Consider the following 25,735-nt stretch of genomic DNA (forward strand, 5'->3'; position numbering starts at 1 on the left):
GCACAGGACGAGCGCAGGAGGAGCGCAGGAAGACGGAGGCGGAGACACCTCACACGGCTGCGGGCCCCGAGTCCCTGGGACGCCGTTCGGTACGACCGTACGATGGACGGGATCCACTGCAGTGTCGAGGAGGATAACCGTGTCCGACGAGCTCACCCCGGAAAATCCGGAGACCCCGGAGACCGAGTCGGAAGAGCCGATCAAGCAGCGCAAGAACGGCCTGTACCCGGGCGTGTCCGACGAGCTCGCCGAGAGCATGAAGTCCGGCTGGGCCGATACGGAGCTGCGCGATCTCAAGCCCGTCGAGCAGGCCGGGCACACCGCCCGCCGCCGCGCGGAGCTGTCCGCCCGCTTCCCGGGCGAGCGCCTGGTGATCCCGGCCGGCAACCTGAAGACCCGCTCGAACGACACGGACTACCCCTTCCGGGCGTCCGTCGAGTACGTCTACCTCACCGGCAACCAGACCGAGGACGGCGTACTGGTCCTGGAGCCGAAAGACGACGGCCATGAGGCCACCGTCTACCTGCTGCCGCGCTCCGACCGCGAGAACGGCGAGTTCTGGCTCTCCGGCCAGGGCGAGCTGTGGGTCGGCCGCCGCCACTCGCTGACCGAGTCCGAGGCGCTCTACGGCATCCCCGCCGCCGACGTCCGGGAGCTCGCCGACAAGCTCCGCGAGGCCACCGGCCCGGTCCGGGTCGTGCGCGGCTACGACGCCGGCATCCAGGCCGCGCTGACCGACAAGGTCACCGCCGAGCGCGACGAGGAGCTGCGGGTCTTCCTCTCCGAGGCACGCCTGGTCAAGGACGAGTGGGAGGTCGGCGAGCTGCAGAAGGCCGTCGACTCCACGGTCCGCGGCTTCGAGGACGTCGTGAAGGTCCTCGACAAGGCCGAGGCCACGAGCGAGCGCTACATCGAGGGCACGTTCTTCCTCCGCGCACGCGTGGAGGGCAACGACATCGGCTACGGCTCCATCTGCGCGGCCGGCCCGCACGCCTGCACCCTGCACTGGGTGCGCAACGACGGCCCGGTCCGCTCGGGCGACCTGCTCCTCCTGGACGCCGGCGTCGAGACGCACTCCCTGTACACCGCGGACGTCACGCGGACGCTGCCGGTCAACGGCACGTACAGCGAGCTGCAGAAGAAGATCTACGACGCCGTCTACGACGCCCAGGAGGCCGGCATCGCGGCGGTGCAGCCGGGTGCGAAGTACCGCGACTTCCACGACGCCGCGCAGCGGGTGCTGGCCGAGCGGCTCGTCGAGTGGGGGCTCGTCGAGGGGCCGGTCGAGCGGGTGCTGGAGCTGGGTCTGCAGCGCCGGTGGACGCTGCACGGCACCGGGCACATGCTCGGCCTCGACGTCCACGACTGCGCTGCCGCGCGGACCGAGACGTATGTGGAGGGCGTCCTGGAGGCCGGGATGGTGCTGACCGTCGAGCCGGGGCTGTACTTCCAGGCCGACGACCTCACCGTACCGGAGGAGTACCGGGGGATCGGCGTGCGGATCGAGGACGACATCCTGGTGACGGCCGACGGGAACCGGAACCTCAGCGCGGGGCTGCCCCGGCGGTCCGACGAGGTCGAGGCGTGGATGGCTTCGCTGACGAGCTGACGTGTGATGTGACATCGCCGGGTACCAGGGTCGGGGCGTCACAAAGAGGGCAAGGCGTCCAGGAACAAGGCTCCGGCCAGGAGGCCCGCGCTGCCCCTCGGGCTCCAGCCGCGTTCGTTCAGGTCGGCGTCCATGGCCGCCAGGGCCTCCGCGCCCGCAGCCGTCGCCGTGCCGCCCGCCTCCAGTACCGTCCGCGCCCCTGCCTGGACCCGGCGCAGGCCCAGCGGGCCCGCGGTGTAGAGGAGTTCGGTGTCCTGGAGGGTGGACATCACGGTCAGCGAGGCGTCCAGGCGGGCCTGGTTCTCGGTGGCGCCCGCCTTGCGGGCCGTGGCCAGCGCCTCCAGCGCCCTGCGTACGTGCGGGAATCCGGCCCTCGCCTCGCCCCGGGCGCCGGCCGCGCCGTACTTGGCGGAGATCGTCGAACCCCGGGAGGGTCGCTTGGGGGCGCCCTTGTCGTTGAACGCGGCGATCTTCCGTGCGTTCACGGCGATCTCGCGGGCCTTGGCGCGGGGGTCCAGGGCGGCCGCCGCGACCAGGAAGCCGAGGGCCCACAGGGCGCCCTTGTGGCCGCCGCCGGCCAGGCCGACCGAGTGCTCGGTGCACCGGCCGATCGCGCCGAGTTCCGCCCGCAGCACCGGCGTGGCTTCGCCGGTACGGCGAGCGGAGGCGGCCATCGCCGCGAGGCCGGGCGCCAGCGCCCTGGCCGACCAGCGCAGACTGTCGTGCTCCCGGCGCGTACTGCGGGCGGCCAGGTCACGCGGGTCGGGCAGGCCCGGCTTGGGGGTCAGGGCCAGCTGACCGGTGAGCGCGGCCACGGCGGCCCGCGCCAGCGCGTCGTCCTCGCCGCTTGTCATGTCCCTTACCTTATGAAGAGGCGGAGGCCGACGGGGAGGCGCTGTCGCTCGGGGCGTCGCTCGGCGGGGTGCCCGTGGGCGCGTCGCTCGGGGCACCGCTCGGCAGGGTACCGCCGCCGCTGCCGGCACCCGTGTTCTCGGCGTCCGGGTCGATGCCCAGGGTCAGTGAGCCCTTGTAGCCCTTCGAGGGGTCCTTCTTGTGCACGGCCTTCAGGGTGAGCAGACCGCTGGCGGCACCACCGCCGTCGTACACCATGTCGTCGGCGAGGACGGTGTAGTCGCCGGTGTGCTTCGAGTAGGGCTCCAGCGTGAAGATCTCCTCGGCGATGCCGTCGGCGAAGAACAGCTGCCCGGTGTAGTTGACCTTGCCGCCCTCGTAGGTGCCGTCCTCCTTCTCGCCGCCCGTGTGCACCTTCACGTGGATGTGGCAGGTGCGCGGGGTGTACCAGCCCGGAAAGATCGTCTCGAACTTGACGACCCCGTTGGCGTCGGCGATCTGGTAGCCGCGCAGGTAGGTCTTGTCGTCGGCGGAGTCGCCCTCCTCGCTCTCCGCCGGGGCGGAGCCGCCGGGGTTGGCGGTGGTGTAGCCGGAGTAGTAGCCCCAGGCGTCGCAGTGCCAGATCTCGACCGCGGCGCCCTTGACCGGGGTGCAGCCGTCGGTGGCGTCCACGACGGTCAGGCGGAGGGTCAGCGGAACGCCGGCCTTGCCCTCGGTGATGTCCTTGCGCACCAAGGCACCATCGAGGTAGTACGGCCCTTCCGTGACACTGGTCATCAGCGTCATGCACTCACTGCCGGCCGAACTCGCGGAGGCGGTGGCGTCCGCGTCGGCGCCGCTGTCGGTCGTGTCGGCGAAGGCCGACTGGAAGCCGGCGACCGCGAGGCCGCCGGCCGCCACCGTGCCGCCGGAGACCGCGAGGGCACGGCGGCGGGTGATCGACGTGTTTTTGTGGTTTCCCGTCATGGCCGACGAAGCTAGGAACGCCGTTTGTCAGGGGGATGGGCAAGGGCTGGGAACGGCCTGTGAACGCCCAGGAAGCTGAACCAGTCGGGAAGCCGCTGGTCACAGAGCCGGGGCTCGGTCGTGCAGGATCCGCTGGAACAGCCGGCTGTCCCGCCATTCTCCATTGATGTGCAGATACTGCGGAGCATCCCCGATCGTCTCGAACCCGCATTTCTTCAGCACGCGTTGGGACGTCGTGTTCTCGATCAGAGTGGACGCCTCGATCCGGTGAAGTCCCACCATGTCCCTCGCGATCTCGCAGACCCGCTCCAGGGCGGCGGTGGCCAGACCGCGGCCCTGCTGATCACCGGCCACCCAATAGCCGACGTAGGAACTGCAGAAAGGGCCCAGGGAAATTCCGGAAAGAGTGATCGCCCCGACGATCCGGCCGTCCTCGGCCGACTCCATGAGCAAGGGGGCCACGAGGCCGTCGACAGCCTGTCCCAGCAGGCCTTCGATGCGTTCGGTCTGGCCCTCGACGGTGAAGAAGGAATCGGGTCTGACCGGTTCCCAGGGTTCGAGATGGCCTCGGTTGCGGACGTATGCGGCGCACAGCGCTCCGGCATCGCCGACGGCAATGGGACGCAATATCACGCCCGGGATGAGCGGGCTTTCTTTAATCTTCCTGAGAATCATGCGCGCACCCTAGCGCGGGTGTTATGCGGTTGCGACAGTCATGCCGAAAGCAGGGAAGGATCTTTCTTCCACTTGAGAATCTTGTCGAAGCTGACCACGGTGCCGCCCCGGCCCGGCTTGTTGCCGATGTGGACGTGGTCCGCGAGTTCCCTGATGAGACAGAGGCCTCTCCCGTTCTCGGCGTCGGGACGGGCCGGCCTTATGTCCTGGGTACGGGCGAACCCCGGAGCGAGTCCCGGGCCCGAATCGGCCACTTCGATACGGCACTTCTCGCCGTCCAGGTAGGCGGTGACCCGGTACGCCTCCGAGGTGCGGCCGGCCCCTCCGTGCTCGACGGCGTTCGCACAGGCCTCGCTGAGGGCGACGGAGAGGTCGTAGGAGATGTCGGGGTCGACGCCCGCCGTCTCCATCGTGCCGATCAGCAGTCGGCGGGCGAGCGGCACGCTGGCGGCCTCACGCCGCAGATGGAGTGACCACCAGATGCTCATGCTCCAGCCTCCTGGCTGCGGCTCGACATACCGATACCTATTGCCACCCGTGCCCGGGTGTAAGCACTCCGTTCATGTGAGAACGCCCATCCGGGGGATGCGCGGGTGGAGGTTTCGGTGTATGAGCGGGTGGTTCGCCACAAGGATGATCTTTCGGTCCTTCCTCACGATCACCGCCCTCGGGCGTCACGGAATCTTCTGGACCTGACGTCAAGCCGGCCCGGGGCCAGTGCGATGATGAGCGCGCCATGACTGCCCCTCACCCGCGCACGGCGCGCACCGGAAGCGGACTGCGGCTCCTGCGGGCCGCGGTGTTCGCCGCGTTCTGCGTCGTGCTGGCCGCGGCGGGGCACACCCTGGCCTCCTGCGCGTCCGTTCCGCTGTGGACGCTCGGCGCGGGCTTCCTGGGCACGCTGGCGCTCGTCGCCCCGCTGACCGGCCGGACCCGTTCGCTGCCGGGGATCGTGGCGCTGCTCGCGGTGGTGCAGACCGTCCTCCACACGCTGTTCGGACTCGGCCAGCACGGTGGTGCCGCGATGTCGGGCTCGATGTCCGCCTCGTCCACGGCATCCATGTCGGCGATGTCCATGAGCGACGCCTCGCTGGTGGCGCGGGCCGCACGGCTGGTGTGCGGGGCCGGGGCGGCGCAGATCAGTCCCGCCCACGCGTACAAGATCCTCACGGACGCGCATCTCAGCACCTCCGGGCCGGCCGCCGACACGAGCGGGGCGGCCCACGCCGCGGACGCCACCGGGGCCTCCGGCTCGCTGCTGCCCTCCGTGCCCATGCTGCTCGGACACGTTCTCGCGGCCGTCGTGGCCGGGTGGCTGCTGCGCCGGGGCGACCTGGCGCTGCTGCGGCTGATCCGGTTGTCGGCCGATTCGGCGCACGGGGTCGCCGAAGGGGCGCTGATCCGGTCCCTGCGCGGGGCGCTCGCGCTGGCGCGCGCCCTGTGCGCCGGGCTCGTGGCCGTGCCCGAGGCGCCCACGGGTGGCCGTCGTCGTGCCTGGGACATACCGTCGGCCCCGCGCACCGTCGCACTCCAGCACTCCGTGATCCGGCGCGGACCGCCCGTGTCCGCCGCCGTACTCGTTCTCGCCGCCTGACACGACGCGACCAGAGCACTCCCCGGGTCTGCCCGGATCCGGAGGGGCCTGCCGCCGTCGTGCGGCACGCGCGCGTGCGCTTTCCGACGGACCTTCCCGATGGCCCCTTTCGGGTTTCGACTTCGGGTCTTCGGCTTCGGGTTCCCGGTTTCCACGCGCCCCTCAACGACAGAACTCACTCGGAGTGGAGTGCTCCCTGCCATGAAGGCTTCCGTCATGTCCGCCGTGTCCGCCTTGAAGGCCTCCCGTGCCGCCGCCGTCGCCGCCGTCGCGGGTACGGCCGTACTGGCCGTCTCCTCGCCCGCGTTCGCGCACGTCAGCGTGCAGCCTGAGGGCACCGCCGCCAAGGGCGGTTACGCGGTCATCGACTTCAAGGTCCCCAACGAACGCGACGACGCCTCGACCACCAAGGTCGAGGTCAACTTCCCCGCCGACCACCCGATCGCGTCCGTGATGCCGCAGCCGATGGCCGGCTGGAAGATCGACGTCACCAAGTCCAAGCTGGCCAAGCCGCTGGAGATGCACGGCGAGAAGATCGACCAGGCGGTCACCAAGGTCACCTGGACCGCCGAGGACAAGGGCATCGAGCCGGGCTACTTCCAGAAGTTCCCGCTCTCCGTGGGCGCCCTGCCCGAGAACACCGACGAACTGGTCTTCAAGGCGGTCCAGACGTACTCCAACAAGGAGGTCGTCCGCTGGATCGAGGTCCAGCAGGAGGGCCATGACGAGCCGGAGAACCCGGCCCCGGTCCTCGCGCTGTCCGCCGCCACCGGCGACCACCACGGGTCCGCCACGGCCGAGGACACGGCCGAGGAGACCTCGGCCAAGACCGAGACCACCGCCTCCGACGACTCCGGCCCCGCCGACGGTACCGACACCACCGCCCGCGTCCTCGGCGTCGTCGGCATCGTCGTCGGCGCGGCCGGGGTCGCCTACGGCGTCCTCGCCGGCCGTCGCCGGTCCACCACCGGCACCGAGGCCTGAGTTCCGCGTCCGTGACGCGCACATGGGGCCGTGCGACGCCCGCACAGCTGTCGTACGGCTGTCGTCCGGCCCCCCGGTGCGCGCCGGATCTCTCACATCTGGGACATTTTCGTATGCGCAAGAAGACGTTCGCCGCGGCCGCGCTGCTCGCCGCCGCCACCCTGACCCTCTCCGCCTGCGGCAGCGGCGACGACGCGAAGTCACCCGTCACCGTGGTCGCCGGGGACACCTCGAACAAGGCCGCGACCATCCTGGACACGCCGTTCGAGAAGCCGGACCTGGTGCTCACCGACACCCAGGGCAAGAAGTACGACCTGCGCGCGGAGACCAAGGGCAGGCCGACGCTGATCTACTTCGGCTACACGCACTGCCCCGACGTCTGCCCGCTGACCATGAACAACCTCGCGGTCGCCAAGAAGGCACTGTCCAAGGCCGACCAGGCGAAGCTGCGGGTCGTGTTCGTCACCACCGACCCGGCCCGCGACACCCCGTCCGAGCTCGGCAAGTGGCTCAAGGGCATCGACCCGAGCTTCGTCGGGCTGACCGGCGACTTCGCCACCATCCAGGCCGGCGCCCGTACCCTCGGCATCTCCATCGAGCCGACCCACAAGGACAAGAAGACCGGCAAGGTCGTCTCGGTGCACGGCACCCAGGTCATCGCGTTCTCGCCGAAGACCGACGGCGGATACGTCCTCTACGGCGAGGACGCCACCGTCGACGACTACACCAAGGACCTCCCCAAGCTGATCAAGGGGGAGAACCCGTGAAATCCAGGAAGCCCGGCAGGCACCTCGCGCTGACCGGGATAGCGATCACGGGAGCCGTCGCCCTCGCGGGCTGCGGCGGCCCGGGTTCCCCGGGGGCCTCGGGCTCCTCGGGGGCCGAGCTGTCCGTCGGCGCCTCCTACATGCCCCAGCCGGTCTCCGCCGACATGGCCGCCGGGTTCCTGACGATCACCAACAGGGGCGGCACGAAGGACGAGCTGACCTCGGTCACCAGCGACTCCGCCGGTGAGATCACCATGCACGAGACCAACGGCGGGGCGATGGAGGAGGTCACCTCCTTCGAGGTGCCCGCCCACGGTCAACTCGTGTTCAAAAGTGGTGGCAACCATCTGATGTTCGAGAAGCTGAAGCGCCGCCCGGAACAGGGCGACACGATCACCCTGAAACTCAAGTTCGCCGAATCCGGTCCGCTCACCGTCGAGATGCCGGTGAAGTCCGCCACGTACAACCCGTCGACCGGACACTGAGGGAGGACCGACCTTGACGCGGACCATCACCCCCCGCCTGCGCACCCTGGTGCTGCTGTTCCTCGCCGTCACCGGCGCGCTGCTGGCCGGCGCCGGGCCGGCCTCGGCGCACGCGGCGCTGACCGGCAGCGACCCCTCCCAGGGGGTGGTGGTCACCAAGGCGCCCGACCAGGTCTCGCTCACGTTCTCCGAGAACGTGTCGATGAACAACGACTCGATCCGGGTCCTCGACCCCAAGGGCAAGCGGGTCGACCTGGCCAAGCCGGACAACCTGAGCGGCACGACCTACGGCGTGCAGCTCAAGAGCGGACTGGGCAAGGGCACGTACACCGTCGCCTGGCAGGTCGTCTCCGCGGACAGCCATCCCGTCGCCGGCGCCTTCACCTTCTCCGTCGGCGCGCCCTCCAGGACCGTCGCCTCGGTCGGGGACCAGGAGGCGGGCGGCGGGGTCGTCGGCTGGCTCTACGGCTTCGGGCGGTACATGTCGTACGCCGGGTACATCGTGCTCGTCGGCGGCGCGGCCTTCGTCCTCGCCTGCTGGCAGCGCGGCTCCGGGGTGCGGGCCATGCAACGCCTGGTCGTCGGCGGGTGGCTGACGCTCACCGCCGCGACGCTCTGGCTGCTGCTCCTGCGCGGCTCGTACACGACCTCCGGCAGCGTCGGCGACATCTTCGACCTGAACCTCCTCGGCCAGGTGCTGCAGACCAAGACCGGCGCGGCCCTGGTATCCCGGCTGCTGCTGCTCGCGGCGGCCGCACTGTTCATCGCCGTCCTCTTCGGCGCCTATGACAAGCGGGAGGACGAGGAGAAGCGCGACCTGACCTTCGGGCTCGCCATCGGCGGGACCGTCGTGGCCGCCGGGCTCGCGGCGAGCTGGGCCATGGCCGAGCACGCCTCCACCGGACTTCAGCCGGGCATCGCGATGCCGGTCGACGTCATCCACCTGCTCGCCGTCGCCGCCTGGCTCGGCGGCCTCACCGCACTGCTGGTCGCCCTCTACCGGGCGCCCGCCGACACCCCGGTCGAGTCCACCGCCGTACGACGCTTCTCCCGCGTCGCCTTCGGGTCGGTGCTCGCGCTGGTCGCCACCGGCATCTACCAGTCCTGGCGCCAGCTCGGCTCCTGGTCGGCGTTCACCGACACGGCCTACGGCGAGCTGCTGCTGGTCAAGATCGGGCTGGTGGCGCTGCTCGTGGGTATCGCGTCCATCTCGCGACGGTGGACGGGGCGGCTCGCGGATGCGGCGGTGACCGAGCCGGAGACGGCCGAAGAGGCGCAGCAGGAAGCAGCGGAGGAGGAAGCGGCGCAGGAGAAGGAGACGGTCAAGGCGTCCGCCGCCACGAAGGAGGCCTCCGTCCACGCCGCCGAGTCCGGCTCCGGTGTCTCCGCTGTCTCCGGCGGCTCCGAGAAGACCACGTCCGCGGGCGACGACCCCGAGCGCGCCGCCCAGCTCGCCCGGCAGCAGTCCGCCATGGACACGGCTCGGCAGAAGCGGCTCCGGGACTCCGACCCGCACCGCTTCGGCCTGCGCCGCTCGGTGCTGGCCGAGGCCGGGGTCGCCGTCGCCCTGCTCGCGGTCACGACCGTGCTGACGCAGACCGAGCCCGGCCGTACCGAGCAGGACGCCAAGGCCGCCACCGCGGCTTCCTCGTCCTCCTCCACGTCGAGCTCGTCCTCGGGCGCGCTGACCCTCGACATGTCCTTCGACACCGGCGGCAAGGACGGCAAGGGCGTCGTCCGCGTCGACCTGGACCCGGCGGCGGTGGGCAGCAACGAGATGCACGTCTACGTCCAGCGGCCCAACGGCCGGGCCTTCGACATCCCCGAGGTGAAGGTCGCCTTCACCCTCGACGCCAAGAAACTCGGGCCGATTCCGGTGAACCCCGACCACATCACCACCGGGCACTGGGCGGCCAACGGGGTGCAGATCCCCATCGCCGGCGACTGGAAGGTCTCCGTCACCGTACGGACCTCCGACATCGACCAGGTGACCGTCTCCAAGAACGCGCAGATCGGCTGAACCGCACCATGCCCGAACAGTCCCAGTCCGTCACCGAGGCCCCGACCGCAGCCGCCGAGGCGCCCCCGGCCGGGGGCGTCAGCCGGCGCGCGCTGCTCGGCACCGCCGGGGCCGCCGGGCTCGTACTCGGCGCGGCGGGCGCGGGTGTCGGCTACGCGGCCGCCCCCGCCCAGGCCACCCCGCTCAGCTCGGTGGGCTCCGACCGGGCGATGTTTCACGGGAAACATCAGCCGGGGATCACCGAGGGCCTCCAGGCACGCGGCCATCTCGTCGCCTTCGACCTGGCGGCGGGCGCGGGCCGCAGTGAGGCCGCCGCGCTGCTGCGCCGCTGGTCCACGACGGCCGAGCGGTTGATGGCGGGCGAGCCGATGACACAGGACGACACGGACGTTGCCCGGGACGCGGGTCCCTCGGCGCTGACGGTCACCTTCGGCTTCGGCAACAGCTTCTTCGCCCGTACCGGACTGGAGAAGCAGCGGCCCTCCGCGCTGGACCCGCTGCCCGACTTCTCCTCCGACCACCTCGACAGGTCACGCAGCAACGGCGACCTGTGGGTGCAGATCGGCGCCGACGACGCCCTGGTCGCCTTCCACGCCCTGCGGGCGATCCAGAAGGACGCGGGCGGCGCGGCGAAGGTCCGCTGGCAGATGAACGGCTTCAACCGCACCCCGGGCGCCACCGCGCACCCCATGACGGCCCGCAACCTGATGGGCCAGCTGGACGGCACGCGCAACCCGAAACCGACGGACTCGGACTTCGACCAGCGGATCTTCGTACCGGCGAGCGGTTCGAGCGACCCCGCGTGGATGGCCAACGGCTCCTACGCCGTCGTACGCCGGATCCGCATGCTCCTCGACGACTGGGAGAAGCTGTCGCTCACGGCCCAGGAGAACGTGATCGGGCGGAAGAAGTCGAACGGGGCGCCGCTGACCGGGGGCACCGAGACGACGGCGATGGACCTGGACAAGGCCAAGGCGGACGGGGAGTACGTCGTTCCGGTCAACGCCCATGCCCGGATCACCCGGCCCGACCAGAACGGGGGTGCGGCCATCCTGCGGCGCCCGTTCTCGTACCACGACGGCATCGAGGCGGACGGGACACCGGACGCGGGTCTGCTCTTCGTCTGCTGGCAGGCGGATCCGCTGCGTGGATTCGTGCCGCTGCAGCGGAAGCTGGACCGCGGGGACGCGTTGTCGCAGTACATCCGGCACGAGGCGAGCGGCCTGTTCGCGGTGCCGGGCGGTGCGGCCGCCGGGGAGTATGTGGGGCAGCGGCTGCTGGAGAGCTGACAACCGGGTGAGATCCACGCGCTCTTTTTGCGCTCTCCATACGATCCCGGTTACCGCAGTGGTTTCTGATCACTATTGGTGCGTTTCCGGGTTTCAAACCACCCGGTCGAGTGGATCCGATGAGACAAGTGAACCGTGGCTCTCTGCGCCCATTAGGGTGAGGGACATGCCAGCGAGCTATGCGTATCTCGGCCCTGAAGGCACCTTCACCGAAGTCGCCCTGCGCACCCTTCCGGAGACGGCCACCCGGGAGCTCGTCCCGTACGTCTCCGTGCAGTCCGCACTGGACGCCGTGCGGGGCGGCGAGGCCGAGGCCGCGTTCGTGCCGATCGAGAACTCCGTCGAGGGCGGCATCACCACGACCCTGGACGAGCTGGTCGCGGGCGAGCCGCTGATGATCTACCGCGAGGTGCTGCTGTCGATCACCTTCGCGCTGCTGGTCCGGCCGGGCACCAAGCTCTCCGACATCAAGACGGTCACCGCCCACCCGGCCGCCCAGCCGCAGGTGCGCAACTGGCTGCGGGCCCACCTCCCGGAGGCCGTCTGGGAGTCCGCCGCCTCGAACGCGGACGGCGCCCGCCTGGTCCAGGAGGGCCGTTACGACGCCGCCTTCGCCGGCGAGTTCGCGGCCGCACGCTACGGCCTGGAGGCCCTGGAGACCGAGATCCACGACGCGGAGAACGCGCAGACCCGGTTCGTCCTGGTCGGCCGCCCGGCCCGGCCCGCGGCCCCGACCGGAGCGGACAAGACCTCGGTCGTGCTCTGGCAGAACGACGACCATCCCGGCGGGCTGCGCGACCTGCTCGGCGAGTTCGCCACCCGGGGGATCAACCTCATGCTGCTGCAGTCCCGGCCGACCGGCGCCGGCATCGGCAACTACTGCTTCTGCATCGACGCCGAGGGCCACATCTCCGACCGGCGGGTGGCGGAGGCCCTGATGGGGCTGAAGCGGATCTGCCGCCAGGTGCGGTTCCTGGGTTCCTACCCGCGGGCGGACGTCAGGCCGGGCGAGACCGTGAGGCCCACCCTTCCGGGGACGTCGGACGAGGAGTTCGTGGCGGCCTCGGACTGGGTGGCACGCTGCCAGGACGGCCGCTTCTAGCCGGTCGTACCCTCATATCTTCGTTATCCACAGGGGTTATCCACAGGTGCCCATCTCGACCTGGGGACAAGTCGACAGTGGCGCATGAGTCTGTCGACAAATCGCCCTACAGACCGTCGGCGCGGCCCCGCCCGCCCACATCACCCTTCGTCCACTCGTTTCCCATGGTTCATCTTTTGGAGCGATCCCTTTCCACTCGAAAGAGGGTGTTGCCCCGGTTTGGTGCGGGAATTCCTCTCCGCATGCACCACTGGCAGAGTGATCAATTCCGAAGTCCACAACTCTTCCACACACCCTGTGGATAACTTCCGGGAGGGCGTGGATTCCTGTGGACAACCACACCTCCAAGTCCCGCCCTCCACAAGGGGATCCGGTCAACTGCGGTCCACAGGCGTGCCCCGTCTCGGGGAGTGAGACACTTTATATTGACACGCTCGGCAATTCCCCCATAACGGAACGTAAGCCACGATTCGGAACGCGTCTCCATAGTGATTCGTGGGGGGCAACCCCGCACCGGTAGCCTTGGCTCCGTGATTGACCTTCGCCTGCTCCGTGAGGACCCCGACCGTGTGCGCGCGTCCCAGCGCGCCCGTGGAGAGGACGTCGCGCTCGTCGACGCCCTCCTCTCTGCCGACGAGCGGCGCAGGTCCTCCGGCGTCCGCTTCGACGAGCTGCGCAACGAACAGAAGCAGCTCGGCAAGCTCATCCCCAAGGCTTCCGCCGACGAGAAGGCCGAGCTGCTGAAGAAGGCCGAACAGCTCAAGGCCGACGTCAAGAGCGCCGACGCCGAACGCGACGCGGCCGACGCCGAGACCCAGGAGCTGCTGCTCAGGCTCGGCAACCTCGTCCACCCCGACGTGCCCGTGGGAGGCGAGGAAGGCTTCGTCACCCTGGAGGAGCACGGCACGATCCGCGACTTCGGCGCCGAGGGCTTCGAGCCCAAGGACCACCTGGAGCTGGGCCAGCTGCTCGGCGCGATCGACGTCGAGCGCGGCGCCAAGGTCTCCGGCTCCCGCTTCTACTTCCTGACCGGTGTCGGCGCCCTCCTGGAGCTGGCGCTCGTCAACGCGGCGATCGCGCAGGCCACCGAGGCCGGCTTCACGCCGATGCTGACCCCGGCGCTGGTCCGCCCGCAGTCCATGGCGGGCACCGGCTTCCTCGGCCAGGCGGCCCAGGACGTCTACCACCTCGACAAGGACGACCTCTACCTGGTCGGCACGTCCGAGGTCCCGCTCGCCGCGTACCACATGGACGAGATCATCGAAGCGGACCGGCTGCCCCTCCGTTACGCCGGTTTCTCGCCCTGCTTCCGCCGCGAGGCCGGCTCGCACGGCAAGGACACCAAGGGCATCTTCCGCGTCCACCAGTTCGACAAGGTGGAGATGTTCTCCTACGTCGCCCCCGAAGACTCGGAGGCGGAGCACCAGCGTCTGCTGGCCTGGGAGAAGCAGTGGCTGACCTCGCTGGAGCTGCCGTTCCGGGTGATCGACGTCGCGACCGGTGACCTCGGCGCCTCGGCCGCCCGCAAGTTCGACTGCGAGGCGTGGATCCCGACGCAGGGCAAGTACCGCGAGCTGACCTCGACGTCGGACTGCACCGAGTTCCAGTCCCGCCGCCTGTCCATCCGGGTCCGCGACGGCAAGCAGGTCAAGCCGCTGGCCACGCTCAACGGCACGCTGTGCGCCGTACCGCGCACCATCGTGGCGATCCTGGAGAACCACCAGCAGGCCGACGGTTCGGTGTACGTGCCCGAGGTGCTGCGCCCGTACCTGGGCGGCCGGGAGGTTCTGGAGCCGGTGTCCCGGTGAGTTTCCCCTACGGGCTCATCGCCACCGACCTCGACGGGACGCTGCTGCGCTCCGACGAGTCCATCTCCCCGCGCACCCGTGAAGCGCTCGCCGCGGCCACCGCGGCGGGCGCCGCACACATCGTCGTCACCGGCCGCGCGGTCCCCTGGACCCGGCACATCCTCGACGACCTCGGCTACGACGGCCTCGCCGTGTGCGGCCAGGGGGCGCAGGTGTACGACGCCGGTGCGCACCGCCTCCTGACCTCGGTGACGCTGGACCGGCAGCTGGCCGGGGTCGCCCTCGCGAAGATCGAGGCGGAGGTCGGCCCGCTGTACCTGGCGGCGAGCCGTGACGGCCTGGACGGCGACGTCCTGGTGGGACCGGGGTACGCGGTGACGGGCCATCTCCCGTCGACCCCCTTCACGGACGCGGCCGACCTCTGGTCGGCGCCGCTGAACAAGATCTACATACAGCACCCGGAGCTGTCCGACGACGAGCTCGCGGAAGCGGCCCGGCAGGCGGCCGGGGGCTTCGTCACGGTCGCCATGGCGGGCGAGGGAATCGTCGAGCTGCTGCCGCTCGGGCTGTCCAAGGCGACGGGACTGTCGTTGGCCGCGCGCCGGCTGGGGCTCAAGGCCACCGACACGATCGCCTTCGGCGACATGCCGAACGACATCCCGATGTTCGGCTGGGCTTCGTACGGGGTGGCCATGGCCAACGCGCATGAGGAACTCAAGGCGGTGGCCGACGAGGTGACGTCTTCCAACGAGGAGGACGGGATCGCGGTGGTCGTGGAGCGTCTGCTGGGTTGAAGCCCGTCCGTTGTCTGCGGGTGTGTGGGGGCTGGTCGCGCAGTTCCTCCCCCAGCCTTCGGCCGGGAGCCCCCCAGCGCCCCTTGGGTAGGGCCACTCATGCGCGTTCACAAGTTCTGCGGAGGATGCACGGATCGAACGTGCGCGGGCTTTTCAGGCCCGACCATGGCTTAGCAAGCCAGTGCCTTACCACTCGGCCAATCCTCCGGGTGGGCGGCCCACGCGAGAGCGACATCGCGTGCTCGAAGCGGCCGCCCCGGGCAGCTACACGGCGCTCCGCCGACGGCTGCCCTGACGGGAGCGGGACGTACTGTCGTGCATGGACATCGTCCGGCTCCTCTCCCAGATGGTGGGGTGACACAACAACTTTGCCTTCGGGCCGAGTTGACCGCCACTGATTAAAACAGGGCCTACTGAAGCGCGCCTTTGGGGCGCTGGGGGTACCCCCGGCCGAAGGCTGGGGGAGGAACTGCGCGACCGGCCCCCACCGGCCCGCAGCCGAAAAACCGCCTACCGGCGCCACCACTTTCGGCGCGCCTTGCTGAAGAACCACCCGGCGGGCGGCTCGTCCGATCGCCACGGCTGCGGTTCCGGCGACTCCTCGCGCCAGCGCGCCGCCAGCATCCGCGCCCGCGCGGACGGCTCGGCCGTCTCCGCGGACCGTATGAACTCCTCGTCCAGTACGAGGTCGTTCCAGTCGTCAGCCATCCCCGCGCCTCCTACGCAGTGCATCCGCTTTGACCCACTGTGCCCGGACGGGGGTGAAGCCCCCGTCAGTAAGGGGGCCGTCTACTCCTCGCCCGCCAGCGTCAGCGAGCGCAGCTTCTGGCCGGCGTACCAGGTGGCCAGGACGGTCACCACGACCAGCAGCACCGTGCCCGTCGTCAGTGACACATCGGACGTGACCAGGTCGCCGCCGGTCACCTTGTGGGCGACCGCAAGGGACCACTGCTGGACGCTCAGCGTCCGCGCTCCGGGGACCAGGGAGCCGAACAGGGCCTCCCAGACCAGCGCATAGACGAGCCCGAAGACCACCGCGTGCCGCGACACCGTGCCGAGCAGCAGGAAGAGCGCGGCGTAGGCGATGGAGGCGACCAGCGCGGCGACCGTGTAGGCGACGGCGATCTGCTGCCCGTTGCCGTTAAGGACGAAGCCCGCGACCAGGGTCGGCAGGGCGGAGAAGACCATGGTCACCGCGATCGCCACGATCAGCTTGGTGAAGATGATCGTCGGCCGTTTGATCGGCTTGGACAGCAGGTACACCACCGAGCCGTCGTCGATCTCCGGGCCGATCGCACCCGTGCCGGCGATGACGCCGATGATCGGCACCATGGTGGCGAGCCCGAGGCCGCCGAGCAGGTCGGCGGCCGTCTGGTCGTCGGCGCCCGCGAGGCCGCGGACGACGACGGAGATCGCGATCAGCAGCAGCGGCAGGGCGCCCAGGATGAGGGCGCGACGGCGGCCGAGCAGGGCCCGGTAGGTGAGCCGGGCGACTGTGGGGTCGTACATCTTCGGCCTCCTACGCCGCGACCAGATACGAGAACACGGATTCGAGGGACTCGTCGGACGGCGAGACCGTGAGCAGCCGGATGCCGTGGTCGCGGGCGACCTTGGGCAGCAGGGCGGTGAAGCGGCCGAAGTCGACGGCCTGGATGCGCAACGCGCCCTCGGTCAGGTCGACTTCGATGCCCGAGGTGGAGGGGTCGGCGATGAGGGCGGCCGCGAGGGCGCGGTCGTCGCTGGAGCGGACCAGGTAGCGGTGCGGGCGGTCGGTCATCAGGCGGCGGATCTTGCGGAAGTCGCCGCTGGCCGCGTGCCGTCCGGCGACCACGACCTCGATGTGCCAGGCGAGTTGCTCGACCTCTTCGAGGATGTGGGAGGAGAAGAGGACCGTGCGGCCCTCGTCGCCCATGCGCCGCAGGAGCTCCATGAGCTGCATGCGCTGGCGCGGGTCCATGCCGTTGAAGGGCTCGTCGAGGAGGAGCAGGGACGGGTCGTGGACCAGGGCGGACGCCATCTTCACGCGCTGGCGCATGCCCTTGGAGTACGTCGAGATCCTGCGGTCCTGCGCGTACTCCATCTCGACGGTGGCGAGGGCCTTCTGGGCGGCCTTGGCGCCGAGGCCGTGCAACTCGGCGTTGGCGACGACGAACTCGCGGCCGGTGAGGAAGTCGTACATCGCCTCGCGCTCGGGGACGATGCCGATGTGCTTGTAGATCGCCTCGTTGCGCCAGGTGGGCTGCCCGTCGAGGGTGACCGTGCCGGTGGAGGGGGCGAGGAAGCCGCCCATCATGTTGATGAGGGTGGACTTGCCGGCGCCGTTGGGGCCGAGGAGGCCGGTGACGCCGGGGCCGATGGTCATGGTGACGTCGTTGACGGCGACCACGTTGCCGAACCAGCGGGAGACGTGGTCGATGGAGAGCGTGGTCACAGTCCCACCTTCTTGTAGCGGCGCAGCAGAAGGCCGTAGCTCGCGGCGATGAGGCCGAGGACGACGAGCAGGTACACCGCGCCCTGGGCGTGGGAGGGGCCGTCGCCGCCCGGGAAGGTGTTGGTGCCGCCGAGCAGGGCGGTGCTCAGGCCGCCGATCAGGGTGACCGGCGAGAACAGGCCGATCCACGCGATGGCGCCGGTGCTGCCCTGGGAGTCGGCGATGGCCTGGAGGGTGGAGACCGCGCCGTAGGAGATGGTCAGCACGGCGATCACGGCGGCGATGCCGAAGCCGCGGCGCGGGGTGACCGAAGCGATGACCAGGCCGATGCCGGCGAAGAGCAGGGAGAGGAGGGCGACCGAGACCAGTCCCTGGCCGAAGCCCTTGCTCTGGTGGGCGAAGTCCATCTTGGCGAGCAGGGCGCCCACGTACAGCACGAGCAGCGGGGCGCCGGTCAGGATGAACATCGCGGAGGCCAGGGCCGCGAACTTGGCCTGCACGTAGTCGGCGGTCTCGATGGGCCGCGAGAAGTACAGCGGGATGGTCTTGAAGCGCAGGTCGCGGGAGACGGCCTGGGGTGCCTGCGAGGCGACGTACAGGCTGATGACGGCCTGCATGATGATCGCGTACCGCGTGTAGGAGACCGGCAGGTCGTGCGCCTTGGTGGCGACGGCCACGGCGACCATGATGGCCGCCGGGACGCACATCACCGCGAACAGCAGCATCGGCAGCACCTTGGACTTCACCGAACGGCCGAGACCGTAGGAGCCGCGCAGGGTCTGCGAGTAGAGGGACAGGCGGGCGTACGCGCGGCCGAGGCGGGGGCCGTCGTAGCCGCGATAGCCGATGTCGTGGATGCGGGACTGGTCGCCCGGTCCCGCGATGGGCTGGTCAACCGCCATGGACGGTCGCCTCCTTCCGCTGCTCGTCGCTGGTGAAGACCTCGGAGATGTGGTGCCTGCGCTGTTCCATGCGCACCAGGCCGAGGCCGAGGTCGGCGACGACGTCGCGGACGAGGTCGTACGTCTCCTCGCCCTGGGCGGTGAGCAGCAGGATGTGGCCGGCGCCGGGGAGGCCGCCGCCCTCGTTGTCCGTCTCCACCCCGCGCGCGTGGAGCGCGTCGCGCACCGCGAGGGTGCCGTCGGGGTGCTCGTCGCTGTCGGTGACCTCGATGGCGAGGGTGGTCGTGGACTGCATGAAGTCGGTGGTGGAACTCGAGCGCAGCAGTTTGCCGCCGTCGACGACGACCACGTGGTCGCAGGTGCGTTCCAGTTCGCCGAGCAGGTGCGAGGTGACCAGGACCGAGATGCCGAAGTCGGTGTGGATGCGGCGGATCAGGCCGAGCATCTCGTCGCGGCCGACCGGGTCGAGGCCGTTGGTCGGCTCGTCGAGGAAGACCAGCTGCGGGTCGTGCACCAGGGCCTGGGCGAGCTTCACGCGCTGCTTCATGCCCGTCGAGTAGCCGCCGATGGGGCGGTACCGCTCCTCGTAGAGCCCGACGTGGCGCAGGGTGTCGGCGGTGCGCTCGCGGGCGGCGGCGGGCGGCAGGCCGGACATGCGGGCCATGTGCACGACGAACTCGGTGGCCGAGACGTCGGGCGGCAGGCAGTCGTGCTCCGGCATGTAGCCCACGCGCTCGCGGATGGCGGCGCCCTTGGTCGCGACGTCGAGGCCGAGCACTTCGGCGCGCCCCTCGGTCGCGGGGGACAGACCCAGCAGGATCTTGATCAGGGTGGATTTGCCGGCGCCGTTGGCTCCGACGAGTCCGGTCACACCGGGTCCGATGTCCACGGACAGCCGGTCGAGCGCGGTCACCCGGGGGAACCGCTTGCTCAGGCTTTCGGTCGCGATCACAGTCACGCCATAGAAGGTAGTGACCCGCGCCACTGGGGTCGTCAGACCTCGGAGCCGTCTTCACGTCAGACTCCAGTAGTACGGGGCCCTAGGGGAACCCCTGCTTGAGAGCTACGCAGAGTTATCCACAGGCCTTCGCCAGCCTATTGACGTCGCCTCTAACAACTGTCACATTCGCCAGTGTCAAGTTACGGGCACGTACCGCAGTCGACGGGGACGGGGACGGGACGGATGACGACGGCAGTGGCATCGCAGGAACAACGCGCCACGGACCTCCAGGGTTTCCGGCGGGTGCAGCGGCTCGCGTACGAGTGCGCGGAGGCGGTCGCGGCCCGGCTGGAGCCGGGGATCACCGAGCGCGAGGCGGCCCGGATGCAGCGCGAGTGGCTGCACGCGCGGGGCGTACGGGACTGGTTCCACCTCCCCTTCGCCTGGTTCGGCGACCGCACGGCGTTCACGGGCTTCCGCCTACCGCTGCAGTTCTTCCCGACCGACCGCAGACTGGCGCCCGGCATGCCGTTCATCCTGGACCTGGCCCCGGTCTACGAGGGGTACACGGCCGACATCGGCTACTCGGGCTCCCTCGGCACCAACCCGGTGCAGGACCGGCTGATGGCCGACCTGGAGGCGCACCGGGAGCTGATCCTGCGCGAGGTGCGCGAGCGGCGCCCGCTGCGCGAGATCTACGAGGACGTGGACCGCCTCATGGTCCGCCAGGGCTACGCCAACCGGCACCGCGCGTACCCCTTCGGCGTGATCGCCCACAAGGTGGGCCGGGTGAAGCAGCGCCGCTGGTCACCGCACCTCTTCGGGTTCGGCACCCAGTCCCTGAAAGGCCTCGCGGCCGACGCCCTGCAGGGCCACCGTGAGGGCTGGTCGCCCCTGTGGTCGCCGTACCGCTTCTCCGACCACCCGCCCGCGCCGGGCCTGTGGGCGGTCGAACCGCACCTCGGCTTCCGCGGCACGGGCGCCAAGTTCGAGGAGATCCTCGTGGTCACCGACTCCCGGGACCCCGAGCAGAGCGCCTTCTGGCTGGACGACGATCTGCCGCACACGCGGCGCTGGGCGGAGGACAAGTGACGGGCATCGAAGGCGCGCGCGAGCGGCGGGTGCGCACGGGGGGCGTCGACCTGTGCGTGGCGGAGCTGGGCGACCCCACGGACCCGACGGTCGTCCTGGTCCACGGCTACCCGGACAGCAAGGAGGTCTGGTCCGAGGTCGCGACCCGTCTCGCCGGCCGCTTCCACGTCGTCCTGTACGACGTCCGCGGCCACGGCCGCTCCACCGCCCCGAAACCCCTGCGCGGCGGCTTCACCCTCGCCAAGCTCACGGACGACTTCCTGGCGGTGATCGACGCGGTCAGCCCGGACCGCCCGGTGCACCTCGTCGGCCACGACTGGGGCTCGGTGCAGTCCTGGGAGTTCGCCACGGTGGGGCGCACCCAGGGCCGTGTCGCCTCCTTCACGTCGATGTCCGGGCCCTCCCTGGACCACTTCGGCCACTGGATCAACGCGCGCGTGCGGCGCCCGACCCCCCGCCGGGTGGGCCAGCTCCTCGGCCAGGGCGCCAAGTCCTGGTACGTGTACCTGCTGCACACCCCCGCCCTGCCCGAACTGGCCTGGCGCGGCCCCCTCGGCAAGGCCTGGCCGAGGATCCTGCAACGGGCGGAGAGGATTCCCGCGGGGGACTACCCCACGCCCTCCCTGCCCTCCGACGCGGCACACGGCGCCTGGCTGTACCGCGACAACGTACGGGCCCGGCTGCGCCGCCCGCGCGAGGACGCGCACGCACACGCGCCCGTGCAGCTCATCACGCCCCTCGGCGACGCGTTCCTCTCCGAGCGGCTCTACGACGACCTGGAGCGCTGGGTGCCCCGGCTCACCCGCCGCACCCTGCCCGACAAGCACTGGATCCCGCGCACCCGGCCGGACCAGGTGGCGGCCTGGATCGAGGAGTTCGTGAGGTCGGTGGAGGACGGCCAGGGAGCGCAGCCGAAGCCCGCCGACCGCCACGCCCAGTGGTTCGGAGGCCAGTTGGTGCTGGTCACCGGGGCGGGCAGCGGCATCGGACGGGCGACGGCGTTCGCGTTCGCGGAGGCGGGCGCGCGGGTGGTGGCGGTGGACCGGGACGCGGAGGCGGCGGCCCGCACCGCCGAGCTCTCCCGACTGGTCGGCGCGGCGGACGCGTGGGCCGAGACGGCCGACGTCTCCGACGAACAGGCCATGGAAAAGCTCGCGGAGAAGGTCCACCGCGAGTACGGCGTCCTGGACGTGCTGGTCAACAACGCGGGCATCGGACTGTCGGGGTCCTTCTTCACGACGACGACGGAGGACTGGCGGCGAGTCCTGGACGTCAACCTCTGGGGAGTGATCCACGGTTGCCGCCTCTTCGGATCCCGGATGGCCGACCGCGCCCAGGGCGGCCACATCGTGAACGTCGCATCGGCGGCCGCCTACCTGCCCTCCCGCGCCCTGCCGGCCTACAGCACCTCCAAGGCGGCGGTCCTGATGCTGTCCGAGTGCCTGCGCGCCGAACTCGCCCCCCAGCGCATCGGGGTGACGGCGATCTGCCCCGGCTTCATCAACACCAGCATCACGTCGACGGCCCGCTTCACCGGGGTCGACGAGGAGGAGCAGCACCGCCGGCAGAAGCGCTCGGCCCGGCTGTACGGCATGCGCAACTTCCCACCGGAGAAGGTCGCTTCGGCGATCCTCGAAGCGGTGGAACACAACCGCGCGGTGGTACCGGTGACACCGGAGGCACGGGGGGCGCGGTGGCTTTCACGAGTGGCGCCGGGGGTGTTGAGGAGGCTCGCAAGGGTGGAGCCCCGGTTGTAGGTGGCCGTGCTTCGACCGCAGGCCGGTGGGGGCTGATCGCACAGTTCCTCCCCCAGCGGCCCTTACGGGGCTACGTAGCTGCGGGCAGTCGTGCCGATGGGGCGGCACGGGTGCGCGCGGGGGGTCCCCCCTCTGGGGGAGGCACCCTGCAAGCGCCGGTAAGCGTCCCCGCCCCAGCCCCCACCCCGCTCACCAGCCAAGGAAGGCCACATGACCGACCCCCCGGCCACCCCCACCCACCGCATCGAGGATCTCGCCCGCCTCTCCCGCACCACCGTCCGGACCATCCGCGCCTACCAGGACAAGGGCCTGCTCCCCCGCCCCGAGCGCCACGGCCGCGCCAACCTCTACTCCGACGTCCACCTCACCCGCCTCCACCAGATCGCCGACCTCCTCGCCCGCGGCTACACCCTGGCGTCCATCAAGGAGCTGCTCGACGCCTGGGACACCGGCCGCGGCCTGGCCGGCGTCCTCGGACTGGTCACCGAGGCCGAGGGCCCCTGGACGGACGAGGAACCGGTGCGCCTGACCCGCGCCGATCTGGACGCCCGCTTCGGCGGCACCCCCGACGACGCGGCCGTGGCCGAGGCCGTGGCCCTCGGGGTACTGGAACCAGTGGCCGGCGACCCCGGTTCCTTCCTCGTCCCGAGTCCCCAAGAGCTGGCCGTGGCAGTGGAGTTGCACCTGGCCGGGGTTCCCCTCACCGCGATCTCGGAGCATCTACGGGAGTTGAGGCTCCAGGTGGAGCACATCGCCGTCCGTTTCCTGGAGTTCACCACTGAGCACGTCTTCGCCCGCTACCTCGACGACCCCGGCCACCGCACCGACGCCGGAGCCGCCGAAGCAGCCTCGCTCGTACGGCGCCTGCGCCCGCTGGCCCGGCAGACGGTGGACGCCGAACTGGCGCGCGCCATGCGCCTGTTCGCGACCCGCGAGGTGCGTCGGCGGCTCGGCGCCGGGGAACGGCCGAAAGCCCCGGACGAGACACGTCCCGTGTCGCTGCCCGCCGAGACGATTCGGGCCGTACGACGTCTCGTTGGCCCGGACGGCATTGCGGAGTTCATCGCGCTCGCCGCCGAACGCGAGCTCCGAGCCCGGAAGTTGGACTCCCTGGTCGCAGATCACAGCTCTGTTAACGATCTTGACGAAACACCGTGAAACGCCCAGTACTTGTCCACAACTCGCCCAATTTCCTTGTGGATAACCGCACTTGGTTGTGGATCAAACATGCGGCGAAAAATATCTGCGTGATCCGCGTCTCGCCCGGCACGCTGATGGCATGAACGCGAGACACAACGAAGGAACGCAGGACGAGCGGCGCACCGTGAAGGTGTCGAAGTACCTCTCGAAGCACCTGCGCCACCAGCCGGAACGCATCGGGCTCAGCCTGGACGAGGCGGGCTGGGTGGAGATCGACACGCTGCTCGCGGCGGCAGCGGCGCACGGTTTCCCGGTCAGCCGCGAAGAACTGGACCACGTCGTCGCCGCCAACGACAAGCAGCGGTTCGCGATCGAACGCACCCGGATCCGCGCCAGCCAGGGCCACAGCATCGACGTCGACCTCGGACTGCCGCCGGCGACCCCGCCGCCGTACCTCTACCACGGCACCGTCGCACGGAACCTGGAGGCGATCCGCGACGAGGGGCTCAGGCCGATGAACAGGCACGACGTGCACCTGTCGGCGGACCGGGAGACCGCGACCCGGGTCGGGGCCCGGCGCGGGCGCCCGGTCGTGCTGTCGGTCGACGCGGCCGCGATGCACCGGGACGGGCACGTCTTCCACATCAGCGCGAACGGGGTGTGGCTGACGCAGGCGGTACCGCCGCGCTACCTGCGCTTCCCTGATCCGCACTGACCCTGCATCATGAGTGGTATGGACCATTCCCAGTACCGGGGGCACCGGGAACACCTTCCGACCACCGAGGCCGCCGTCGGCGCACTCCACGCGGTCGCGGCCGGGTACGGACGCGAGATCGAGGTCACGCACGACATCGGCGCCGACCTGACCTCGCGGCGCAGCGCGGCGGGCTTCGGAGTCACCACGGACCCGGACGGTTCGCTGCCGCACGAGGCGTACGCCGAGTTCGGCGGGGTGCCGAGGGTGACCGTGCGGCTCTACCCGGACGACGACGCGCTGATCGCGGTCGAGGGCGTCGAGTTCCACGACGTCCCGCGCGACGACGTGCCCGCCTTCCTGCACTCCGTCTTCGGCGGCCTGGTCCACGTGCGGGCCCGCCGCTTCCCGCCCAGGGCCTCGCTGGTCGTACCGCTGGCAGGGGACCGCACGTACCGGGAGCACCTGGCCGCACACCTGCTCACGCCGTGGCTGAGCAGTCGCATACGGTGACCGCTTCGGCCGTTGCCCGTGGCTCCCTTTAGTCTCGGACGCATGAGTCTGCGTCTGAGCACCGTGATCCTTCCCTACCGCCGCTGGAGCGAGGGCGGCGGCACCGCCTGGACGCGGGCCGAGGAACTGGGCTTCCACACCGCGTACACCTACGACCACCTGTCCTGGCGCAGCTTTCGGGACGGCCCGTGGTTCGGGGCGATCCCGACCCTGACCGCCGCCGCGTCCGTCACCGACCGACTGCGCCTCGGCACCCTCGTCACGTCAGTCAAGCCTTTTTCGCCTATCGCGGGCTGACCAGGCGAAATAGATTCCTCCACGGTCCTCTGCCGCTTGTCGGCGGAGCGGACAGCGCCGAGCACGCAGCCCGCCGACCGAAGCCTCGGCGAGTGTGCTGGCCGGATGAGGGCCGTCAGCCCAGCTGCGCGAGCGCCTCGGTGGCGATGCGCTCGAAGGCGTCCATGTCGGCGGCGAAGTCCGAGTCCGGGATCGGCCAGTGGATGACGATCTCGGTGAAGCCGAGTTCCCTGTGCCTGCCGGCGAAGTCGACGAAGGCGTTGAGGGACTCCAGGGGACGGCCGCGGTCCGGCGTGAAACCAGTCAGCAGGACCTTGCCCATGGCGTCGGCGTCACGGCCGATGTCCGCGCACGCCTTGCCCAGCTTCTCAACCTGGTCACGCAGCGCCTGGCGGGACTGCTCAGGGGTGCCTGTCTCGTACAGCTTGGGATCGCCCGTGGTCACCCACGCCTGGCCGTGGCGCGCGGCGAGCCGCAGTCCGCGCGGGCCGGTGGCGGCCACTGCGAAGGGCAGCCGGGGACGCTGCACGCAGCCGGGGATGTTGCGCGCCTCATGCGCCGCGTAGAAGTCGCCGGCGCAGGAGACACCGTTCGTGCCGTCCTCGGTCAGCAACTGGTCGAGCAGCGGCACGAACTCCGCGAACCGGTCGGCACGCTCGCGCGGGGTCCAGGGCTCTTGACCGAGCACGGTGGCGTCGAAGCCATTGCCGCCCGCGCCGATGCCCAGCGTGATCCGACCGCCGGAAATGTCGTCCAGCGAGATCTGTTCCTTGGCCAGGGTCACCGGGTGCCTGAAATTAGGCGATGTGACGAGGGTGCCCAAGCGCATCTGCTCGGTGACGCCCGCGGCGGCTGAGAGTGTCGGTATCGCCCCGAACCAGGGACCATCGCGGAACGGGACTCGCCAGGACAGATGGTCGTAGGTGTACGCGGTGTGGAACCCGAGCTGCTCCGCGCGCTGCCATGCCTCGCGCCCCCCTTCTTGCCAGCGGCGGTACGGGAGGATCACGGTGCTCAGACGCAG

General features: G+C 70.4%; 25 protein-coding genes, 1 tRNA gene and 1 pseudogene. 16 read left to right on the plus strand and 11 right to left on the minus strand.

Annotation, left to right across the window (positions count from 1 at the left end; translation table 11 throughout):
* The first annotated feature begins 139 nt into the window (after positions 1 to 139).
* On the plus strand, positions 140 to 1,609 hold the full coding sequence (locus JF597_RS40940) for an aminopeptidase P family protein (RefSeq protein WP_294008667.1): 1,470 nt from the start codon (positions 140 to 142) through the stop codon (positions 1,607 to 1,609).
* Between the two features lie 38 nt (positions 1,610 to 1,647).
* Here the strand turns inward: JF597_RS40940 and JF597_RS40945 are convergent, their stop codons facing one another.
* From JF597_RS40945 to JF597_RS40960, 4 genes are all read right to left on the minus strand, one after another.
* Positions 1,648 to 2,463 carry a triphosphoribosyl-dephospho-CoA synthase gene (locus tag JF597_RS40945; protein ID WP_294008669.1) on the minus strand — a complete coding sequence of 272 codons (816 nt, stop codon included), beginning with the start codon at positions 2,461 to 2,463 and terminating at the stop codon, positions 1,648 to 1,650.
* Between the two features lie 10 nt (positions 2,464 to 2,473).
* Positions 2,474 to 3,427, minus strand: coding sequence for an intradiol ring-cleavage dioxygenase (locus JF597_RS40950; protein WP_294008671.1), 954 nt, complete (start codon positions 3,425 to 3,427; stop codon positions 2,474 to 2,476).
* Between the two features lie 99 nt (positions 3,428 to 3,526).
* Complete coding sequence (locus tag JF597_RS40955) at positions 3,527 to 4,102, minus strand: GNAT family protein (protein WP_294008673.1); 576 nt, start codon at positions 4,100 to 4,102, stop codon at positions 3,527 to 3,529.
* 38 nt (positions 4,103 to 4,140) lie between these two features.
* Positions 4,141 to 4,590: an ATP-binding protein gene (locus JF597_RS40960; RefSeq protein WP_093500965.1), complete on the minus strand. Its 450-nt coding sequence runs from the start codon at positions 4,588 to 4,590 to the stop codon at positions 4,141 to 4,143.
* 248 nt (positions 4,591 to 4,838) lie between these two features.
* Between JF597_RS40960 and JF597_RS40965 the strand changes: the two genes are divergently transcribed.
* From JF597_RS40965 to JF597_RS41005, 9 genes are all read left to right on the plus strand, one after another.
* The gene (locus tag JF597_RS40965) at positions 4,839 to 5,696 is read left to right on the plus strand and encodes a hypothetical protein (protein WP_294008677.1); all 858 of its coding nucleotides are present in this window, start codon (positions 4,839 to 4,841) and stop codon (positions 5,694 to 5,696) included.
* 234 nt (positions 5,697 to 5,930) lie between these two features.
* Positions 5,931 to 6,680 (plus strand): YcnI family protein, encoded by a 750-nt coding sequence (locus JF597_RS40970; RefSeq protein ID WP_294008716.1) that lies wholly within the window; start codon positions 5,931 to 5,933, stop codon positions 6,678 to 6,680.
* A 113-nt stretch (positions 6,681 to 6,793) separates the two neighbouring features.
* Positions 6,794 to 7,447, plus strand: coding sequence for an SCO family protein (locus JF597_RS40975; protein ID WP_294008679.1), 654 nt, complete (start codon positions 6,794 to 6,796; stop codon positions 7,445 to 7,447).
* Positions 7,444 to 7,932 (plus strand): copper chaperone PCu(A)C, encoded by a 489-nt coding sequence (locus JF597_RS40980; protein WP_294008681.1) that lies wholly within the window; start codon positions 7,444 to 7,446, stop codon positions 7,930 to 7,932. The genes JF597_RS40975 and JF597_RS40980 overlap by 4 nt, the downstream gene beginning before the upstream one ends.
* Before the next feature lie 13 nt (positions 7,933 to 7,945).
* On the plus strand, positions 7,946 to 9,952 hold the full coding sequence (locus JF597_RS40985) for a copper resistance protein CopC (protein ID WP_294008683.1): 2,007 nt from the start codon (positions 7,946 to 7,948) through the stop codon (positions 9,950 to 9,952).
* 8 nt (positions 9,953 to 9,960) lie between these two features.
* Complete coding sequence (gene efeB / locus JF597_RS40990; protein ID WP_294008685.1) at positions 9,961 to 11,241, plus strand: iron uptake transporter deferrochelatase/peroxidase subunit; 1,281 nt, start codon at positions 9,961 to 9,963, stop codon at positions 11,239 to 11,241.
* Between the two features lie 166 nt (positions 11,242 to 11,407).
* Positions 11,408 to 12,343, plus strand: a complete 936-nt coding sequence (gene pheA / locus JF597_RS40995; protein WP_294008687.1) for a prephenate dehydratase — start codon at positions 11,408 to 11,410, stop codon at positions 12,341 to 12,343.
* Positions 12,344 to 12,873: 530 nt separating this feature from the next.
* A complete protein-coding gene (gene serS / locus JF597_RS41000; protein WP_294008689.1) occupies positions 12,874 to 14,151 on the plus strand; it encodes a serine--tRNA ligase in 1,278 nt (425 codons plus the stop codon).
* Positions 14,148 to 14,945 (plus strand): HAD family hydrolase, encoded by a 798-nt coding sequence (locus JF597_RS41005; RefSeq protein ID WP_294008691.1) that lies wholly within the window; start codon positions 14,148 to 14,150, stop codon positions 14,943 to 14,945. Before serS ends, JF597_RS41005 begins: the two co-directional genes overlap by 4 nt.
* Positions 14,946 to 15,064: 119 nt before the next feature.
* Here the strand turns inward: JF597_RS41005 and JF597_RS41010 are convergent.
* The 6 genes from JF597_RS41010 to JF597_RS41035 form a co-directional block, all read right to left on the minus strand.
* Positions 15,065 to 15,152 (minus strand) — tRNA-Ser (locus JF597_RS41010).
* Between the two features lie 303 nt (positions 15,153 to 15,455).
* A complete protein-coding gene (locus JF597_RS41015; protein WP_294008693.1) occupies positions 15,456 to 15,653 on the minus strand; it encodes a hypothetical protein in 198 nt (65 codons plus the stop codon).
* A gap of 81 nt (positions 15,654 to 15,734) precedes the next feature.
* Positions 15,735 to 16,454 (minus strand): ABC transporter permease, encoded by a 720-nt coding sequence (locus JF597_RS41020; RefSeq protein WP_294008695.1) that lies wholly within the window; start codon positions 16,452 to 16,454, stop codon positions 15,735 to 15,737.
* A gap of 10 nt (positions 16,455 to 16,464) precedes the next feature.
* Positions 16,465 to 17,376: an ABC transporter ATP-binding protein gene (locus JF597_RS41025; RefSeq protein WP_294008697.1), complete on the minus strand. Its 912-nt coding sequence runs from the start codon at positions 17,374 to 17,376 to the stop codon at positions 16,465 to 16,467.
* A complete protein-coding gene (locus JF597_RS41030) occupies positions 17,373 to 18,278 on the minus strand; it encodes an ABC transporter permease (RefSeq protein ID WP_294008699.1) in 906 nt (301 codons plus the stop codon). Before JF597_RS41030 ends, JF597_RS41025 begins: the two co-directional genes overlap by 4 nt.
* Complete coding sequence (locus JF597_RS41035; protein WP_294008718.1) at positions 18,268 to 19,230, minus strand: ABC transporter ATP-binding protein; 963 nt, start codon at positions 19,228 to 19,230, stop codon at positions 18,268 to 18,270. The genes JF597_RS41030 and JF597_RS41035 overlap by 11 nt, the downstream gene beginning before the upstream one ends.
* A 231-nt stretch (positions 19,231 to 19,461) precedes the next feature.
* Between JF597_RS41035 and JF597_RS41040 the strand changes: the two genes are divergently transcribed.
* The 6 genes and pseudogenes from JF597_RS41040 to JF597_RS41065 all read left to right on the plus strand — a co-directional run.
* A complete protein-coding gene (locus JF597_RS41040) occupies positions 19,462 to 20,310 on the plus strand; it encodes a M24 family metallopeptidase (RefSeq protein ID WP_294008701.1) in 849 nt (282 codons plus the stop codon).
* A complete protein-coding gene (locus tag JF597_RS41045; RefSeq protein ID WP_294008703.1) occupies positions 20,307 to 22,067 on the plus strand; it encodes an SDR family oxidoreductase in 1,761 nt (586 codons plus the stop codon). Before JF597_RS41040 ends, JF597_RS41045 begins: the two co-directional genes overlap by 4 nt.
* Positions 22,068 to 22,277: 210 nt before the next feature.
* Positions 22,278 to 23,225 carry a MerR family transcriptional regulator gene (locus tag JF597_RS41050; RefSeq protein ID WP_294008705.1) on the plus strand — a complete coding sequence of 316 codons (948 nt, stop codon included), beginning with the start codon at positions 22,278 to 22,280 and terminating at the stop codon, positions 23,223 to 23,225.
* A gap of 121 nt (positions 23,226 to 23,346) precedes the next feature.
* Positions 23,347 to 23,922, plus strand: coding sequence for an RNA 2'-phosphotransferase (locus JF597_RS41055; RefSeq protein ID WP_294008707.1), 576 nt, complete (start codon positions 23,347 to 23,349; stop codon positions 23,920 to 23,922).
* Between the two features lie 18 nt (positions 23,923 to 23,940).
* Positions 23,941 to 24,414: a hypothetical protein gene (locus JF597_RS41060; RefSeq protein ID WP_294008709.1), complete on the plus strand. Its 474-nt coding sequence runs from the start codon at positions 23,941 to 23,943 to the stop codon at positions 24,412 to 24,414.
* Positions 24,415 to 24,456: 42 nt separating this feature from the next.
* Positions 24,457 to 24,681: pseudogene (locus JF597_RS41065) on the plus strand (LLM class flavin-dependent oxidoreductase); the annotation flags it as partial.
* A gap of 145 nt (positions 24,682 to 24,826) precedes the next feature.
* On the opposite strand, the gene JF597_RS41070 reads toward JF597_RS41065, so the two are convergent.
* Positions 24,827 to 25,735, minus strand: a 909-nt coding sequence (locus JF597_RS41070; RefSeq protein WP_294008711.1) for an LLM class flavin-dependent oxidoreductase, incomplete at its 5' end; no start/stop codon positions are given.

Source organism: Streptomyces sp., from assembly GCF_019510245.1.
In the GTDB taxonomy this organism is placed as follows: Bacteria; Actinomycetota; Actinomycetes; order Streptomycetales; family Streptomycetaceae; genus Streptomyces.

Coding starts and splice junctions, on each gene's coding strand:
- JF597_RS40965 (WP_294008677.1), top strand. CDS start 4,839: ATGACTGCCCCTCACCCGCGCACGGCGCGCACCGGAAGCGGACTGCGG.
- JF597_RS40950 (WP_294008671.1), bottom strand. CDS start 3,427: ATGACGGGAAACCACAAAAACACGTCGATCACCCGCCGCCGTGCCCTC.
- JF597_RS40955 (WP_294008673.1), bottom strand. CDS start 4,102: ATGATTCTCAGGAAGATTAAAGAAAGCCCGCTCATCCCGGGCGTGATA.
- JF597_RS40945 (WP_294008669.1), bottom strand. CDS start 2,463: ATGACAAGCGGCGAGGACGACGCGCTGGCGCGGGCCGCCGTGGCCGCG.
- JF597_RS41050 (WP_294008705.1), top strand. CDS start 22,278: ATGACCGACCCCCCGGCCACCCCCACCCACCGCATCGAGGATCTCGCC.
- JF597_RS40975 (WP_294008679.1), top strand. CDS start 6,794: ATGCGCAAGAAGACGTTCGCCGCGGCCGCGCTGCTCGCCGCCGCCACC.
- JF597_RS41060 (WP_294008709.1), top strand. CDS start 23,941: ATGGACCATTCCCAGTACCGGGGGCACCGGGAACACCTTCCGACCACC.
- JF597_RS41040 (WP_294008701.1), top strand. CDS start 19,462: ATGACGACGGCAGTGGCATCGCAGGAACAACGCGCCACGGACCTCCAG.
- efeB (WP_294008685.1), top strand. CDS start 9,961: ATGCCCGAACAGTCCCAGTCCGTCACCGAGGCCCCGACCGCAGCCGCC.
- JF597_RS41055 (WP_294008707.1), top strand. CDS start 23,347: ATGAACGCGAGACACAACGAAGGAACGCAGGACGAGCGGCGCACCGTG.
- JF597_RS41020 (WP_294008695.1), bottom strand. CDS start 16,454: ATGTACGACCCCACAGTCGCCCGGCTCACCTACCGGGCCCTGCTCGGC.
- JF597_RS41015 (WP_294008693.1), bottom strand. CDS start 15,653: ATGGCTGACGACTGGAACGACCTCGTACTGGACGAGGAGTTCATACGG.
- pheA (WP_294008687.1), top strand. CDS start 11,408: ATGCCAGCGAGCTATGCGTATCTCGGCCCTGAAGGCACCTTCACCGAA.
- JF597_RS41030 (WP_294008699.1), bottom strand. CDS start 18,278: ATGGCGGTTGACCAGCCCATCGCGGGACCGGGCGACCAGTCCCGCATC.
- JF597_RS40960 (WP_093500965.1), bottom strand. CDS start 4,590: ATGAGCATCTGGTGGTCACTCCATCTGCGGCGTGAGGCCGCCAGCGTG.